Here is a 15,100-nt window from a genome sequence, read left to right as displayed (position 1 = left end):
GGTATGGCAGTGGGGACATCATGAACGGGGAATATCTGTGGTAACCGGAGTTGCGGACATAGGCTACGGCAGACAGTTCGAAGGCTGGTACGACCGGCTGATCCCGGACGACAGGATTACCGCCGAGGCCGTAAAGGGACTGGCGGACCGCCACCCCGCTCCCGGGGCGGGGACCCTTGAATTCGGTGTCGGCACCGGGCGGATCGCCCTCCCGCTGTCCCGGAGCGTCGGCCATGTGACCGGCGTGGACTCCTCTCCGGAGATGCTGGACGCGCTGCGCGTCAAGCTGAAGGGCGGCGGGGACGTCACCCCGGTGCACGGGGACATACGCACCTACACCTCGGAATCCCGCTACGCAATGGTGTATTCCGTATGCGCGACCCTGTCGTGCCTGACCACTCCCGAGGACCAGCGGCGGGCCGTTCGGCGCGCGGCCGACCTCATGGCCCCCGGTGGCCGGCTGGTCGTCGAGACGCACAACAAGCCGGCGATCCTGAAGCTTCACGAGGGTCGGACCCGCACCACCTACTTCGTCCCCTACCCGGAGCCGGGGACAGGTGTGCAGACCCATTCCACCCTGCTCGACGGCGGCTTGTGGCACTGCTCGCACATCCTGTACCAGGCCGACGGCACCACCAGGGTGGGCAACGAACTCACGCGGCTGACCACCCCGGAGGACGTCGACGGCTACGCCCGCGCGGCCGGGCTGGAGCCCGAGGCCCGTATGTCGCGATGGGACGGCACCCCTTACAGCGAAGGGGCGCCCATGTTCATGTGCTCCTACGTCAAACCCTGAGCGCACTACACACAGCACGCGGTTGGCCAAAAGGGGGTTGCACGTGGGGCGTCCGCCAGTACTTCCGGTAGACAAGAAACTCGGCCTGGTGGTCCGAGTGATGAGCGGTGAACTGACGGCGGCGGAAGCCGCCCGGGAAGCAGGAGTGTCCGAGCAGTCGGTGTCGAACTGGCGCCGGCAGTTTATTGAGGGCGGCCGTAACGGCCTGGCCGGCGACGGCGGAAGACACACCGAGGAAGCGTCCCGGATGGCCGAACTGGCAAAAGAAAACGCCATGCTCAAGACGACGATCGGCGAACTCTACATGGAACTGCGGAAGTACGGCCGGAGCACGGCCGTACGCCCGCCGCAGCGTCGTGAAGGAACTCGCCCGGGACGGCTCGTCAATTAACTCATTAATTGAGTCCGGAATTGCATGTTAGCCTTCCGGGCAGACAGTCACTTCACATCACGGGGGAGGGAATGTGGCGTCTTTGGAGCGCCAGTTTGCCGTCGGCATTTCTGGATTGGCCGGCGCGAGCCTTCTGACCGGTGCGGTAACTCGATTCACCGGTAAACGCGAGCGTGCCCGTCGCTATACGCTGCACGAGCGGCCGGACGGCAGCCTCGTCGAGGTCGACGTCCACATCCCTCCGCGGGCACAGCGCGCCGTTCTGTTCGACAACGGTATGGGCGCGCCCCAGGAATACTGGGACTGGGTCTGCCGCGCCCTTCCCGCGGACATGGGATACGTGCGGTTCAACCGCCCGGGCTACGGGCTCAGCACGCCGGACACCCGGTACGGCGCCGAGTCGCACTTCGAGCTGTTGCAGGAGCTGCGCGACACCTACATCGCCGACCTCCCGGTCGTCCTGGCGGGCCACTCCCTGGGCGGGTACTTCGTCGCGGCCTACGCGGCGCGGCATCCGGACGCGGTGAAGGGCGTGACCCAGGTGGTCATGATCGACGCCACCGAAGTGATCAGCCTGCGCCACGCCCGCCGAACCGACGTCGACCGCTGGTCACACCAGCGGATGGTGATGGAGCAGGTGTTCGCCGCCACGGGTCTGTCGGTCTTCCGGCCCGCCATGAACGTGAACCAGCAGTACCGCCCGGACATCAACCGGAGCTACAAGGCGTTCCTGGCCACCCCCCGCACCTGGGCCACGGCCCACCGGGAGTACCGGGACGCGATGACCTATCCGGAACTGACCGAGCTGGACTGCCCGTTGACCGTCATCACGGCGGAGAACAACATCGGCGACAACACCCTGCACGCCGGGATCCAGGCCAGGCTGGCCGTCATCTCCGAGCGGGCCCGGCACCACTTCGTCGTCGGCTCCGATCACGAGTCCCTGCTCTCCGCGCGCAGGCACGCCGAAGAGGTGACGGAACTGATCGCCGGCGAACCGCCCCGCGAACCGCTCGGGCCGTCGTGGCGGCCGTCCGTCAAGGTGACCCGGGCCGCACAGAGGGAGGAGGAGCCGGCGTGATCATGAAGGTCGACACGGAACGCGTGAAGATCGCCGCCGTCACGACATCACTCGCCACCTGGCTGGTGGCGACGGCCGTGGCCCAGATCCCCGAGCAGCGCTTCGACGGTCTCCTGCGCCGCGGGAAGATGCGCATACCGACCCCGAACTGGCGCTTCTTCGGGCCGAACCCCGGCGTCAAGGACAACCATCTCCTCTACCGCGATCTGGTGGACGGCAAGCCCGGGGAGTGGACGGAGGTTCCGATCGTCCAGGACCGGCCGTGGTACGCACTGGCCTGGAACGCCCGCAACCGGAGCCCGAAGGCCCTCTTCGACGCCACCCAGCACGCCCTCACCTACGCGGTCGCCTTCGGATCGGAGGTACTCCCCGTGACGACGGCGACCGGATACCGGCTGCTGGCCCGCTACATCCAGCTCCACCTGCCCCACGCAGAAGGGGCCTCGCACAGCCAGTTCATGCTGCTGCATTCGTATCCCACCAGCCCGGAAGACCGGCACATCGAACCCGTCTTCGTCTCCATGGAATTCCCCCTGGAGGGCGACGTCACCCCTGCCGACGCGCCGTCCCGGCTGGCCGCATAGCGAGTCGATCAACCCTCTCGACTGGAAGCCGCGCACTCACTCGGCACCCTTGTGCCGCGTGAGTCCGCGCCCTCCCGCCGAACGGCTGGAGAACTCGCTCAGAGCTTTTCCCAGAGAAAGAGGACATCACATGTCTGTTGTGGCTGACTTCGCCAACACCGAGCTGACCGACGTCACCCCGGGCCGTATCGGCAACGAGGCGACCCCGACCATGCTCACCCCGACGGCCACCCTCGCCACCCCCGAGGGTGTCGCGGTGACCGCCGCGACCGCGTACGCGCTGAACGAGGTCACGAACGACCTCGCGGGCTGAACGATCGGCCGTCAGGCGACGCTGACCGGCATCGCCGGTTCCGTCCGATGAAAGACGCGGCGGCACGGTACGCCCGATACGCATACCGTGCCGCCGCTTTCGTATCCACCGTACTCGCATCACACCATCGGGAGCACCCATCCATGTTCCTCAGCGCTCCGCCCGAGGTCACGGCACGCCGAGTGGCTTCGCTGGGTACTTTGGTCTCCGCACTGGAAATGCTGAGCCAGACGCGCAAGTTCGAAGACGGCGAAATGCTGAGCGGCCAATTGGCCAACATGCGCCCCAAGTTCGCCAGGCGATTCCCCCGGCTGACGCGCGCTCTTGAGTCCAAGCAGGCGGCGGTCGCCCTGTACGGGGTACAGGCGGGTGCTTCCGCCGCCACGCTGATCTGGGGTCACAAGCGCGGAGTGCGTACGGCGGGCAGTGCCGTTCTGGCGGTGACGGGCGCCGCCGGACGGCTGCGCTCCCCCTTCGGCGGGGACGGCGCCGACCAGCTCCAGCAAGTGATCAACATCGTCCTCGCCTCCACCGGCACCTTCAAGGACGGCGAGAAGGCCCGCGACGTGGCCATGCGGGCGCTGGCCCTGGAGACGACCATCTCCTACATCGCGTCCGGCGTGGTCAAGCTCGTGTCCCCGGTGTGGCTCAGCGGAGAGGCGTTCAGCGGAGTCATCCGTACGCGCAACTACGGGGACCAGCGCGTCTACCGCCTGGTGCACAAGTACCCGATGGCGGGAAAATTCGTGACCTGGGGAACGATCGCCGCGGAGGTCTCCTTCCCGCTGGTCTTCGTCCTGCCCAAGCCCGCGGCGAAGGCGTTCCTCGGCTCGATGACGCTGTTCCACCTGGGAATCGGCCAGTTCATGGGCCTCAACCGCTTCGTGCTCGCCTTCGGCGCCACTCACCCGGCGCTTCTCTACGTCTTCGCCCAGAACGAGAAGCGCGCGGAGCTGCCCCGGCACGAGGGGTGACGGCGCCGGTCACTCCATGTGCGCGGGCTCGATCACCACGGCCGTCCCGTACGCGCACACCTCCGTGCCGACGTCAGCCGCCGCCGTCACGTCGAAGCGGAACGCGAGCACACCGTTGGCACCACGCGCGCGTGCCTGCTCGACGAGTCGCTCCATGGCCTGGTTGCGGGTCTCCACGAGCGTCTTGGTCAGACCGCGCAGCTCACCGCCGACCATCGACTTCAGACCGGCGCCGATCTGGCTCCCCAGGTGCCGGGACCGGACGGTCAGGCCGAAGACCTCGCCGAGCACCTCCCGCACGCGGTGGCCGGGTACGTCGTTCGTGGTGACGACGAGGACGTCGGGCTGGGGGCCCTGTCCGCCGCCGTAATCATCGATGCCCATGGTTCACAGCTTTCTCCACGGCGGCCGACAGTGCATCCTGAGTACCCCCGTGGAACCTGGGCCATGACGGCTGCGTTGATACTTTGAAGCAGTCAGCCCCAGCCCGTACCCCCCAGCAGCAGGAGCCACATCCCCGTGACCACGCTTGCGCTCGGCCCCGAGTGGCTCAGCCCGGACTACCTGATCTCGACGTTCAGCCTGCCCGGCATCCTGCTCATCGTCTTCGCGGAATCCGGACTCTTCGCGTTCCTGCCCGGTGACTCCCTGCTGTTCACGGCGGGTCTCTTCGTGGCCGAGGGCACCTACATCACGCAGCCCCTGTGGCTGGTCTGCACGCTGATCGTGATCGCCGCCGTCGTCGGCGACCAAGTGGGCTACATGATCGGCAAGTTCCTGGGCCCGAAGCTCTTCAACAGGCCGAACTCCAAGCTCTTCAAGCAGGAGAACCTGGACAAGGCCCACGAGTTCATGGAGAAGTACGGCCCCAAGGCGATCGTCCTGGCCCGCTTCGTCCCGATCGTGCGCACCTTCGCCCCCATCGTGGCCGGCGCCGGCCGCATGAAGTACCGCACGTTCCTCACGTACAACGTCATCGGCGGAATCGCCTGGGGCACCGGCGTCACCCTCGCGGGCTACTGGCTCGGCCAGATCGACTTCATCAAGAAGAACGTCGAGTCGATCCTCATCCTGATCGTCCTGCTCTCCGTCGTCCCGATCATCGTCGAGTACCTCCGCGACCGCTCCCGGAAGAAGCGCGCCGCGTCAGAGGCCCCGGCGTCCCAGCCCCCCGTCATGGACGACGCGACGACCCAGCTCCGCCGCATCACCCCGGACGGCCAGCCCCACCAGCACCCGCAGCAGCACCCGCAGCAGCCCTCGCACGGCAACCAGAACGGCTACGACGACCAGCAGTACTACGGCCAGTACCCCCAGGCCCCCGGCTACGGCCAGCAGCAGCCCTACGGAAGCCGGCAGCAGCCGTACGGCACCCAGCAGGGCGGGGGCCAGCCCCCCTACAACGGGGGTTACTGACAGACGGCTCACCGGGCCGCCGACGGACAGGAAGCCCGAGCCCACAGGCAAAGGGCGCTAGAAACCCCTGGTCCGCTTGGCGGCCCGCCGCTTCTCCGCGGACCCGATCCGCAGGAACATCCGCGAGATCTCGGACCCCAGATTCACCCCGATGGCGATCGCCATGGCCAGGGCCACCGCCTTGGACAGCGACACCAGCCCCGGTTCCACCTCGTTCTGCGCGATCGCGAGCAGCCCGAAGTACGTCGCGGAACCCGGCAGCAGGGGTCCGATCGCCGCCGTCGTGTAGGGCAGGGCGGAGGCGAACTGGTACCGGGACAGCAACTGTCCGAAGAGTCCCACCAGCCCCGCGGCCGCCGCCGTCGAGGCCACCGGCGAGATGTCTCCCACGTAGTGCATCGCGCCGTACACGACCCACGCGACACCGCCGTTCAGCGTCACCCACACCACGGTGGATCGTTCCTGCTGGAGCAGCACCGCGAACGCCAGTGACAGCAGCATCGACGCGCCGATCATCATCACCGGGTCGTCGGAGGCCCCGAGCGCCTGGTCGGGGTTCAGTCGCGCCCCCAGCTGCACGCCGAAGTACAGCACCAGCAGCACACCCGCGACGATGCCCACGAAGAAGTACATGACTTCCAGCAGCCGCGCGGACGCGGTGATGTAGAAGCCGGTCAGACCGTCCTGCACACCCGCCACCAGCGCCCGCCCGGGCAGCAGCGCGAACAGCCCACCGGTGATCACCGCCGACGCCTTCACGTCGACGTGGGCCAGCGTCAGCGCGATCCCGATCGCGGCCGGCGGCGTCGCCGCCACCGTGAACTGGTAGAACTCCGGCAGCCCGCGCCCCGCGCACAGCCACGCCAGCCGGTCGCCGAGCATCGCGCCCAGCGCGGCCGCGACGAACACGATCAGATCACCGCCGACGAGCACGGAGGCCGCACCCGCCAGCAGCCCGCTCGCGCCGGTCAGCGCCCAGCCGGGGTAGGGGTGCCGGTTACGGCGGATCTCGGCGAGCCGCCGGTAGGCCTCCTCCAGGGAGACCGCCGTCTCGTCGTCGCTGAGGTCGTCCACCAGCTGGTACACGGCCGCCAGCCGCGTGTAGTCGGTGCCTCTGCGGCGCACGGTCCGCGACGCCGTGACCGGGTCGTCGACGAGCGACGGCTGGTACGAGATCGCCAGCAGCGTGAAGGTGACGTTGGGCTCGCAACGGTCCAGGCCGTACGAGCGGCAGACGGCGAACATGGCCGCCTCGACGTCCTCGGCGCCCTCACCGCCCGCGAGCAGCAACTCGCCGATACGCAGCGTCAGGTCGAGCACGCGCGGCACGGCGGGACCCGAGTCGTCGGTGCCGCGCTGGCTCGGTTCCGGCGCCGGCCGCTCCGCCACCGGCATGCGGAGCATGGTGCGCATCCGGTCCTGCCAGGGCACGTCCTTGGTCAGGCTGACCACGGGGATCCCGCTCGGCGGGGTGAACGCCGACGGGGCGTGCTTCGTGCTGTACGTGCTCGGCGGCGTGAACGCCGACCCCTCCGGCTCCGCCGAAGGCACCTGCGAGACGTCCAGCCCCTCCGGCAGGGCGAACTCGGACGTCGTCTCGGACTCCGTACCGGTCGGCTTGGGCACGGCGAGGCCCTCGGGGATCGCGAACTCCGACGTCGTCGACATGTCCCCGTCGACCGCGGCCCCCGCCGGCGGCAGGAACATGCTCCTGGCCTCGTCCGACTTCGGCTTGCGGTCTTCCGCGTCCGTCACTGCCTGGCGCTCCCTGTACGACACGTAAGCCTCAGTACCCCCAGCCTCAGTATGCGCACATACAGGCGAACGGGCCGCACGCGCAGGCGTGCGGCCCGTGAGCGTCGGAAGGGTCAGTGACCGCCCTGGTCCTTGAAGCGCTTGTACGACCGCTCGATCTCGGCCTCGGCCTCGGTGCGGCCCACCCAGTCGGCGCCCTCGACCGACTTGCCGGGCTCCAGGTCCTTGTAGACCTCGAAGAAGTGCTGGATCTCCAGACGGTCGAACTCCGACACGTGGTGGATGTCCCGCAGGTGCTCCACACGCGGGTCCGTCGCCGGCACGCACAGCAGCTTGTCGTCGCCACCGGCCTCGTCCGTCATCCGGAACATGCCGATCGCCCGGCACTTGATGAGGCAGCCCGGGAAGGTCGGCTCGTCCAGGATGACCAGCGCGTCCAGCGGGTCGCCGTCCTCGCCGAGGGTGTTCTCGACGAAGCCGTAGTCGGTCGGGTAGGCGGTCGAGGTGAAGAGTCGCCGGTCCAGGCGGATACGACCGGTCTCGTGGTCCACCTCGTACTTGTTGCGCGAACCCTTCGGAATCTCGATCGTGACGTCGAACTCCACCGGTGGCTCCTCCATGATCAACACATAGTTCTGGTGGTTAAGTGTCCCTCACGCAGGTGTGTGATCGCGAAAGGGGCTGGTGGTCGTGCCGGAGCTGCGTCCTTGGCGGTCCGCGAGACCGCACGTGGTGCGGATCGCGGGTGCCGTACGACCGCGCCTGGCCAGGGCCGCCGCAGCCGCGAAACCACGGATCGCGCGGCTCGCCCGAGCCGGGAAACCGCAGGTCGCGCGGGTCACGCGGCCCTGGCAGTATGCCGCGGGCGCCACCACCGCCGGTCTGGCGCTGGCCGCCGGTGTGGTGACCGCCGCCGGCCCCTGGGACTCCTCGGGTCAGCGTACGGCCGAGCGGGACCGGGCCGTGGCCCTGGGCCGCGCGGGTGGCACAGATCACGGCCGTGCCCCCGGCCCGCCCGCGCAGCCCCGCCCGGCCCCCAGCGCCGCGCCCGTGCTGACCGGCCTCGGCGGCGTCAGCACCGTGAAGTCCGCCCCGGACGGCAAGGTTCTCGCGAAGACCCTCACGCCCCTGCTGAAGGACCCGGCGCTCGGCCCCCGGCCCGCGGCGGCGGTCGTGGACGTCACGACCGGCAGACCCCTGTACGGCGCCGCCTCGGACGCCGCCCTCACCCCGGCCTCGACGACGAAGATCGCCACGGCCGTCGCCGCGCTGTCCGCGATGGGCGCCGACCACCGCCTCACCACCCGCGCGGCGCTGGAACCCGACACCAAGGAGGTCGTCCTGGTAGGCGGCGGCGACCCCACCCTCACGGCCCGCGAGGCCTTTGACGGCTGGGCGAGCCTGCGCACGCTGGCCGACCAGACGGCCGCGGCCCTGGCCCAGCGCGGCGTCCGCGACGTGACGCTCTCCTACGACACGACCCTCTACGCGGGCAGCCAGAAGCACCCGATCGGGGTCAACCCCAACCTCGCCCTCGTCAGCCCCCTGATGGCCGACGAGGGCCGCACGAACGACTCGACGAGCGGCCCGGTCACCCGCGTGACCGACCCGGCCGCGGACGCGGCCCGCCGCTTCGGGGACCTCCTGAAGGACCGCGGCATCAAGGCCACGTCCCCCGGACCGTCGAAGGCCACAAACCGCGCGAAGACCTTGGCCACGGTCGCCTCGCGCCCGCTCTCGGCCCTCGTCGAACGGATGCTGACCGACAGCGACAACGACATCGCGGAGGCCCTCGCCCGCCACACGGCGATCGCCACGGGCCACCGGGCCGACTTCGCCGGCGCCGACCGGGCCATCAACGCCCGCCTCCGCGCACTCGGCCTGCCCGTCAAGGGAGCCGCCTTCAAGGACGGCAGCGGCCTGCACCGCGCCGACAGACTGACGGCCGACCTCCTCACCGCCCTCCTCGCCAAGGCGGCCGACCCCGCTCACCCCGAGCTCCGCCCGGCCCTCACCGGCCTCCCCGTCGCGGGCTTCACCGGCACCCTGACCACCCGCTACACGGACGGCGCAGCCGGCGTCGTCCGCGCCAAGACAGGCACCCTGACCGGCGTGAACACCCTCGCGGGCACGGTCGTCGACCAGGACGGCCGCCTGCTGGCCTTCGCCTTCATGGCCAACAACACGACAAACCCGGCGGCGGCCCAGAAGGCCCTGGACAGGGCGGCGACGACACTGGCGGCGTGCGGCTGCCGGTAGCTGCCTACTTGGCCGCAGGCAGCCGTTCCGCCCCGCCGTGGGCAGTCGTTCCGCTGGGGCGATGGGGGTCCCCCCTGCTCGAGCGAAGCCGAGAGCTTGGGGGAGGGTGGGCACGGCCGACAACGCCGAGTACCGGCCAAGACACCCAGCCCCTGCCGGCCCCACACACCGGCCACAACGCCCAGCACCCGACGACCAACCCGGCGACCCCCAACCCTCGCCGCCCTGCCCCAGCGGCCAGCGCTCACGTACGGTTGACGCATGACGAGCATCGGTGGTGCTTCAACCGGCATGGTCGACTGGAATCTCGCGGTGGCGACCGCGACCCGGCTCGTACGGCCGGGCCCCGACGTCAGCGCCGACGAGGCCCGGGCCGTCGTCGCCGAGCTGCGGCGGCATGCCAAGGCCTCGGAGGGACACGTCCGGGGCTTCACCCGTCTGGGCACGGAGGAGGGCCACGACACCCCCGTCCTGGTCGTCGACCGCCCGGGCTGGATCCGCGCGAACGTCGCCGGCTTCCGGGAACTCCTGAAGCCCCTGCTCGACAAGATGCAGGACCGGCGCGGCAACACCCCCGGCGGCACGGTCATGAGCGCCGTCGGCGGCAAGGTCACCGGCGTGGAGCTGGGCATGCTCCTGTCCTTCCTGGCCTCCCGCGTCCTCGGCCAGTACGAGACCTTCGCCCCGGCCACCCGCCAGCTCCCGGCCGGCGAGAACGGCGGCGGCCGGCTCCTGCTCGTCGCCCCGAACATCGTGCACGTGGAGCGTGAACTCGACGTCGACCCGCACGACTTCAGGCTCTGGGTGTGCCTGCACGAGGAGACCCACCGCACGCAGTTCACCGCCGTGCCCTGGCTGCGCGACCACCTCGAGGGTGAGATCCAGTCCTTCCTGGGCGAGACCGACGTCGACCCCATGACCGTCCTGGAACGCGTACGCGAAGCCGCCCAGAGCCTCGCCGGGGGCCGCCCCGAGGCCGAGGAGGACGACGGCGGCCGCTCCCTCGTCGAGATCGTGCAGACGCCCGCCCAGCGCGAGATCCTCGGCCGCCTCACCGCCGTGATGTCCCTGCTGGAGGGCCACGCCGACTTCGTGATGGACGGCGTCGGTCCGGACGTCGTACCGAGCGTCGGGGAGATCCGCGAGAAGTTCCAGCAGCGCCGCGCCAAGGGCGCCTCCCGCCTGGACCTGGCCCTGCGCAAGCTGCTCGGCCTGGACGCCAAGCTCCGGCAGTACCGGGACGGCGAACGCTTCGTACGGGCCGTCGTCGACGAGGTCGGCATGGACGGCTTCAACCGCGTGTGGACCTCGCCCAACACCCTCCCCACCAAGACGGAGATCGCCAAACCGGCGGACTGGATCGCGCGGGTGCATCGCAGGGCCGAGTAGTGAACATCGCGGGAAGGTCGTGAAAGGAAACGGGCCCACGGCAGGCGAACGCCCCTCCAATCACCCGTCCGAGGGACCGTGAGCGAGGGGTAGGCGTGCAATGCTCGGGGAACGGCCCGGTTCTGTCACCATCTACACACTCTGCGTGACCGACACTCGGGTTCACCCCCCGAAAACTTCATGAAGGGAACCGGACATGGGTCCCCATCCTGCGGTCGCGGCGATACGCCTGGCGGTCCGCCGCGTCCTCCACGACCTCCTCACCGAGCACCACCGCACCACCGCCGCACTCCCGCACGCCCCCTCGCACGAGCTGCCGCCCCCGCCGCTCGTGCTCGTGGCATGCTCCGGCGGCGCCGACTCCATGGCCCTCGCCTCCGCCCTGGCCTTCGAGTCCCCGAAGCTCGGCATCAGAGCCGGTGGGGTGACCGTCGACCACGGTCTCCAGCCCGGCTCCGACCTGCGGGCCGCGGAAGTCGTCCTGCGCCTGCGCGAACTCGGCCTCGACCCGGTCGACTCGGTCGCCGTGACCGTAGGCCGCGCGGGCGGACCCGAAGCCGCCGCCCGCGACGCCCGCTACGCCGCGCTCGACACCGCCGCCGAACGCCACGGCGCCGCCGCGGTCCTGCTCGGTCACACGCGGGACGACCAGGCCGAAACCGTCCTGCTCGGCCTCGCCCGCGGCTCCGGCATCCGCTCCTTGTCCGGCATGGCCGCGGTCTCGGGGGCCGACGGCCGCTACCGGCGCCCCTTCCTGGAACTCGACCGGCAGACCGCCCGCAAGGCCTGCATGGTCCAGTCCCTGCCCGTCTGGGACGACCCCCACAACGCCGACCCGGCCTACACCCGCTCCCGGCTGCGCCACGAAGGCCTGCCCGCCCTGGAGAAGGCCCTCGGCAAGGGCGTCGTCGAGGCCCTCGCCCGTACGGCCCGGCTCTCCCGCGACGACGCCGACGCCCTCGACTCCTGGGCCGCCCAGGCCGAGGCCACCGTCCGCGACGCCGCCGGGCTCCTGGAGTGCGCGAAGCTCTACGCCCTGCCACCCGCCGTACGCCGCCGGATCCTGCGGCGGGCCGCCATCGCGGCCGGTGCCCCGGCCGGTTCGCTGTTCGCCCGGCACATCGAGGAAGTCGACCGGTTGATCACCGGCTGGCGCGGTCAGGGTGCCATCAACCTCCCCGGCAAGGTCGTGGCCCGGCGGCAGGGTGGCAGACTGGTGATTCGGCAAGGCTGAATCACGTCCCCTCCGGCAAGTCGGTGGAGGGGCCGCTCAGTCCGGGACGACCGAAAGTGATGCGGGTGGACGCGAAAGACATGGGTGCCGACCTTCAGCAGGTACTCATCACCAAGGAAGAGATCGACGCCAAGCTGGGCGAGCTGGCCGCGAAGATCGACGCGGAGTATGCGGGTAAGGACCTGCTGATCGTCGGCGTCCTCAAGGGCGCGGTGATGGTCATGGCCGATCTCGCCCGGGCGCTGTCCACCCCCCTCACCATGGACTGGATGGCCGTATCCTCGTACGGGGCGGGCACCCAGTCCTCCGGTGTGGTGCGGATCCTCAAGGACCTCGACACCGACATCAAGGGCAAGCACGTCCTCATCGTCGAGGACATCATCGACTCCGGCCTGACCCTGTCCTGGCTGATCTCCAACCTCGGCTCGCGCGAGCCCGCCTCCCTCAAGGTGTGCACGCTGCTGCGCAAGCCCGAGGCCGCGAAGGTCGCCATCGACGTGGAATGGGTCGGGTTCGACATCCCCAACGAGTTCGTCGTGGGCTACGGCCTCGACTACGCCGAGAAGTACCGCAACCTCCCGTTCGTCGGTACGCTCGCGCCCCACGTGTACGGCGGCTGAAACTCCGGCCGCGGTGCCGTGACGGTGATCGGGAACCCCAGCGCGCTTCCCGCCGTTGGAGCAGGCGTAGACGGATCGCCAGCCGTCCCGCGCGGCTTCAGGTGACAATGCTGGGGTACCGTCCGAAGAACAGGCTTTATCAAACTCACTATGGCAGGAGGGACGGGGCGGCACCGCTCCGTATGGATGGACGTGAAGCGATACTTCCGTGGGCCGGTCATGTGGATCGTGCTGGCCGTCCTTGCCGTGGTCGTGTTGATGCAGGTCGTCGGCTCGTCCGGTGGCTACAAGACGGTGGACACCGGCCAGGTCGTCCAGGCGATCAACCAGAACAAGGTGGAGTCGGCCAAGCTCACCACCGGCGATGACGAGACCATCAAGGTCACGCTCAAAGAGGGCGTAAAGGTCGAGGGCAGCTCCAAGATCCAGGCGAGCTACATCGGCAACCAGGGCGAGGACATCGCCAACACGCTGCAGAACAAGTTCCAGAACAAGCAGATCCCGGACGGCTACACGGTCTCGCCGTCCAAGCAGAACCCGTTCATCGGGATGCTGATCTCTTTCCTGCTTCCCTTGATTCTCATCGTGGTCCTCTTCCTGTTCCTGATGAACCAGATGCAGGGCGGCGGCTCCCGCGTCATGAACTTCGGGAAGTCCAAGGCCAAGCTCATCACCAAGGACACCCCCAAGACGACGTTCTCGGACGTCGCCGGTTCGGACGAGGCCGTCGAGGAACTCCACGAGATCAAGGAGTTCCTCCAGGAGCCGGCCAAGTTCCAGGCCGTCGGTGCCAAGATCCCCAAGGGCGTTCTGCTCTACGGGCCTCCCGGTACCGGCAAGACCCTGCTCGCGCGTGCCGTCGCGGGCGAGGCCGGGGTGCCGTTCTACTCGATCTCCGGTTCCGACTTCGTCGAGATGTTCGTCGGTGTCGGTGCCTCCCGTGTCCGTGACCTGTTCGAGCAGGCCAAGGCGAACGCCCCGGCGATCGTCTTCGTCGACGAGATCGACGCGGTCGGCCGCCACCGCGGCGCCGGCCTCGGCGGCGGTCATGACGAGCGCGAGCAGACGCTGAACCAGCTGCTCGTCGAGATGGACGGCTTCGACGTCAAGGGCGGCGTGATCCTCATCGCCGCGACGAACCGGCCCGACATCCTCGACCCGGCGCTGCTGCGCCCCGGCCGTTTCGACCGGCAGATCGCCGTCGACCGCCCGGACATGCAGGGCCGTCTGGAGATCCTCAAGGTCCACCAGAAGGGCAAGCCGGTCGCGCCCGACGTCGACCTGTCGGCCATGGCCCGCCGTACGCCCGGCATGACGGGTGCCGATCTGGCCAACGTGCTGAACGAAGCCGCCCTGCTGACGGCCCGCAGCGACAAGAAGCTGATCGACAACCACATGCTCGACGAGGCGATCGACCGTGTGGTCGCGGGCCCGCAGAAGCGGACCCGGATCATGTCGGACAAGGAGAAGAAGATCACCGCGTACCACGAGGGCGGACACGCCCTGGTCGCGGCGGCCTCGCCGAACTCCGATCCCGTCCACAAGATCACGATCCTGTCGAGAGGCCGCGCCCTCGGCTACACGATGGTGCTGCCGGACGAGGACAAGTACTCGACCACGCGCAACGAGATGCTGGACCAGCTGGCCTACATGCTGGGCGGCCGCGCGGCCGAGGAGCTCGTCTTCCACGACCCGACGACGGGTGCCGCCAACGACATCGAGAAGGCCACGGGCCTGGCCCGCGCGATGGTCACGCAGTACGGCATGACCGAGCGTCTCGGCGCGATCAAGTTCGGCGGCGACAACACCGAGCCGTTCCTCGGGCGTGAGATGTCTCACCAACGCGACTACTCGGAAGAGGTCGCGGCGCTGGTCGACGAAGAGGTCAAGAAGCTCATCGAGACCGCGCACAACGAGGCGTGGGAGATCCTCGTCGAGAACCGTGACGTCCTCGACAACCTCGTGCTGCAGCTGCTGGAGAAGGAGACGCTGGGCAAGGAGGAGATCGCCGAGATCTTCGCCCCGATCGTCAAGCGCCCGCCGCGGCCTGCCTGGACGGGCTCCTCCCGTCGTACGCCGTCCACCCGCCCGCCGGTCCTCTCCCCCAAGGAGCTGGCCCTGACGAACGGGGCGAACGGCGCGACGCCGGCCATCACCACCGCGAAGAGCACCGCGGCGGAACCGGCCCCGGCGCCCGAGCGAGCCCCGGAGGACCGCCCCGAGAGCTGACCCGCTCTCCCGGTGGTCCCACCGGGCCCGGAATGGATGCCGCGCCCCCCAGGTTTTAG

At 69.4% G+C, this 15,100-nt stretch carries 16 protein-coding genes; 12 read left to right on the top strand and 4 right to left on the bottom strand.

The window, feature by feature from the left end:
- Nucleotides 1-37: 37 nt before the first annotated feature.
- Nucleotides 38-796 (top strand): methyltransferase domain-containing protein, encoded by a 759-nt coding sequence (locus ABFX81_RS07445; RefSeq protein WP_086847593.1) that lies wholly within the window; start codon nt 38-40, stop codon nt 794-796.
- Between the two features lie 43 nt (nt 797-839).
- A complete protein-coding gene (locus tag ABFX81_RS07440) occupies nt 840-1,187 on the top strand; it encodes a helix-turn-helix domain-containing protein (RefSeq protein ID WP_086847591.1) in 348 nt (115 codons plus the stop codon).
- A gap of 52 nt (nt 1,188-1,239) precedes the next feature.
- On the opposite strand, the gene ABFX81_RS07435 is transcribed toward ABFX81_RS07440, so the two are convergent.
- Complete coding sequence (locus ABFX81_RS07435) at nt 1,240-1,422, bottom strand: hypothetical protein (protein WP_346137996.1); 183 nt, start codon at nt 1,420-1,422, stop codon at nt 1,240-1,242.
- Here ABFX81_RS07435 and ABFX81_RS07430 point away from each other — a divergent pair.
- The 4 genes from ABFX81_RS07430 (at nt 1,378) to ABFX81_RS07415 (ending at nt 4,139) form a co-directional block, all read left to right on the top strand.
- A complete protein-coding gene (locus tag ABFX81_RS07430) occupies nt 1,378-2,268 on the top strand; it encodes an alpha/beta fold hydrolase (protein WP_346137986.1) in 891 nt (296 codons plus the stop codon). The two genes, ABFX81_RS07435 and ABFX81_RS07430, sit on opposite strands and share 45 nt — an antisense overlap.
- A 2-nt stretch (nt 2,269-2,270) precedes the next feature.
- Nucleotides 2,271-2,852 (top strand): hypothetical protein, encoded by a 582-nt coding sequence (locus tag ABFX81_RS07425; protein WP_346137800.1) that lies wholly within the window; start codon nt 2,271-2,273, stop codon nt 2,850-2,852.
- A gap of 130 nt (nt 2,853-2,982) precedes the next feature.
- On the top strand, nt 2,983-3,165 hold the full coding sequence (locus ABFX81_RS07420) for a linaridin family RiPP (protein ID WP_346137799.1): 183 nt from the start codon (nt 2,983-2,985) through the stop codon (nt 3,163-3,165).
- Nucleotides 3,166-3,383: 218 nt separating this feature from the next.
- Nucleotides 3,384-4,139, top strand: a complete 756-nt coding sequence (locus ABFX81_RS07415; RefSeq protein WP_346137798.1) for a hypothetical protein — start codon at nt 3,384-3,386, stop codon at nt 4,137-4,139.
- 9 nt (nt 4,140-4,148) lie between these two features.
- Here ABFX81_RS07415 and ABFX81_RS07410 read toward each other — a convergent pair whose 3' ends face one another.
- Nucleotides 4,149-4,523, bottom strand: a complete 375-nt coding sequence (locus ABFX81_RS07410) for a heavy metal-binding domain-containing protein (protein ID WP_086847585.1) — start codon at nt 4,521-4,523, stop codon at nt 4,149-4,151.
- 135 nt (nt 4,524-4,658) lie between these two features.
- Between ABFX81_RS07410 and ABFX81_RS07405 the strand changes: the two genes are divergently transcribed.
- Nucleotides 4,659-5,555 (top strand): VTT domain-containing protein, encoded by an 897-nt coding sequence (locus tag ABFX81_RS07405; RefSeq protein ID WP_086847583.1) that lies wholly within the window; start codon nt 4,659-4,661, stop codon nt 5,553-5,555.
- 57 nt (nt 5,556-5,612) lie between these two features.
- Here ABFX81_RS07405 and ABFX81_RS07400 read toward each other — a convergent pair whose 3' ends face one another.
- Together ABFX81_RS07400 and ABFX81_RS07395 are read right to left on the bottom strand one after the other, a co-directional pair.
- Entirely contained in the window at nt 5,613-7,310 is a 1,698-nt protein-coding gene (locus tag ABFX81_RS07400) for a threonine/serine exporter family protein (protein ID WP_086847581.1), read from the bottom strand.
- A gap of 113 nt (nt 7,311-7,423) precedes the next feature.
- Nucleotides 7,424-7,915 (bottom strand): inorganic diphosphatase, encoded by a 492-nt coding sequence (locus ABFX81_RS07395; protein ID WP_031487466.1) that lies wholly within the window; start codon nt 7,913-7,915, stop codon nt 7,424-7,426.
- 79 nt (nt 7,916-7,994) lie between these two features.
- Here ABFX81_RS07395 and dacB point away from each other — a divergent pair, with 79 nt between their 5' ends.
- The 5 genes from dacB (at nt 7,995) to ftsH (ending at nt 15,041) form a co-directional block, all read left to right on the top strand.
- Nucleotides 7,995-9,569, top strand: a complete 1,575-nt coding sequence (gene dacB, locus ABFX81_RS07390) for a D-alanyl-D-alanine carboxypeptidase/D-alanyl-D-alanine endopeptidase (RefSeq protein ID WP_346137797.1) — start codon at nt 7,995-7,997, stop codon at nt 9,567-9,569.
- 261 nt (nt 9,570-9,830) lie between these two features.
- Nucleotides 9,831-10,958, top strand: a complete 1,128-nt coding sequence (locus ABFX81_RS07385; RefSeq protein ID WP_086851384.1) for a zinc-dependent metalloprotease — start codon at nt 9,831-9,833, stop codon at nt 10,956-10,958.
- Nucleotides 10,959-11,154: 196 nt separating this feature from the next.
- Nucleotides 11,155-12,192, top strand: a complete 1,038-nt coding sequence (gene tilS, locus ABFX81_RS07380; protein WP_086851386.1) for a tRNA lysidine(34) synthetase TilS — start codon at nt 11,155-11,157, stop codon at nt 12,190-12,192.
- A 59-nt stretch (nt 12,193-12,251) separates the two neighbouring features.
- Entirely contained in the window at nt 12,252-12,812 is a 561-nt protein-coding gene (hpt, locus tag ABFX81_RS07375) for a hypoxanthine phosphoribosyltransferase (RefSeq protein ID WP_086851389.1), read from the top strand.
- Nucleotides 12,813-12,998: 186 nt separating this feature from the next.
- The gene (gene ftsH, locus ABFX81_RS07370) at nt 12,999-15,041 is read left to right on the top strand and encodes an ATP-dependent zinc metalloprotease FtsH (RefSeq protein WP_086851391.1); all 2,043 of its coding nucleotides are present in this window, start codon (nt 12,999-13,001) and stop codon (nt 15,039-15,041) included.
- Nucleotides 15,042-15,100: the final 59 nt, after the last annotated feature.

It is taken from the genome of Streptomyces coeruleofuscus (assembly GCF_039532725.1).
GTDB classification, from domain to species: Bacteria; Actinomycetota; Actinomycetes; order Streptomycetales; family Streptomycetaceae; genus Streptomyces; species Streptomyces coeruleofuscus.
The sequence above is the reverse complement of the archived record's forward strand: the minus strand, read 5'-3'. Positions and strand labels throughout refer to the sequence as shown.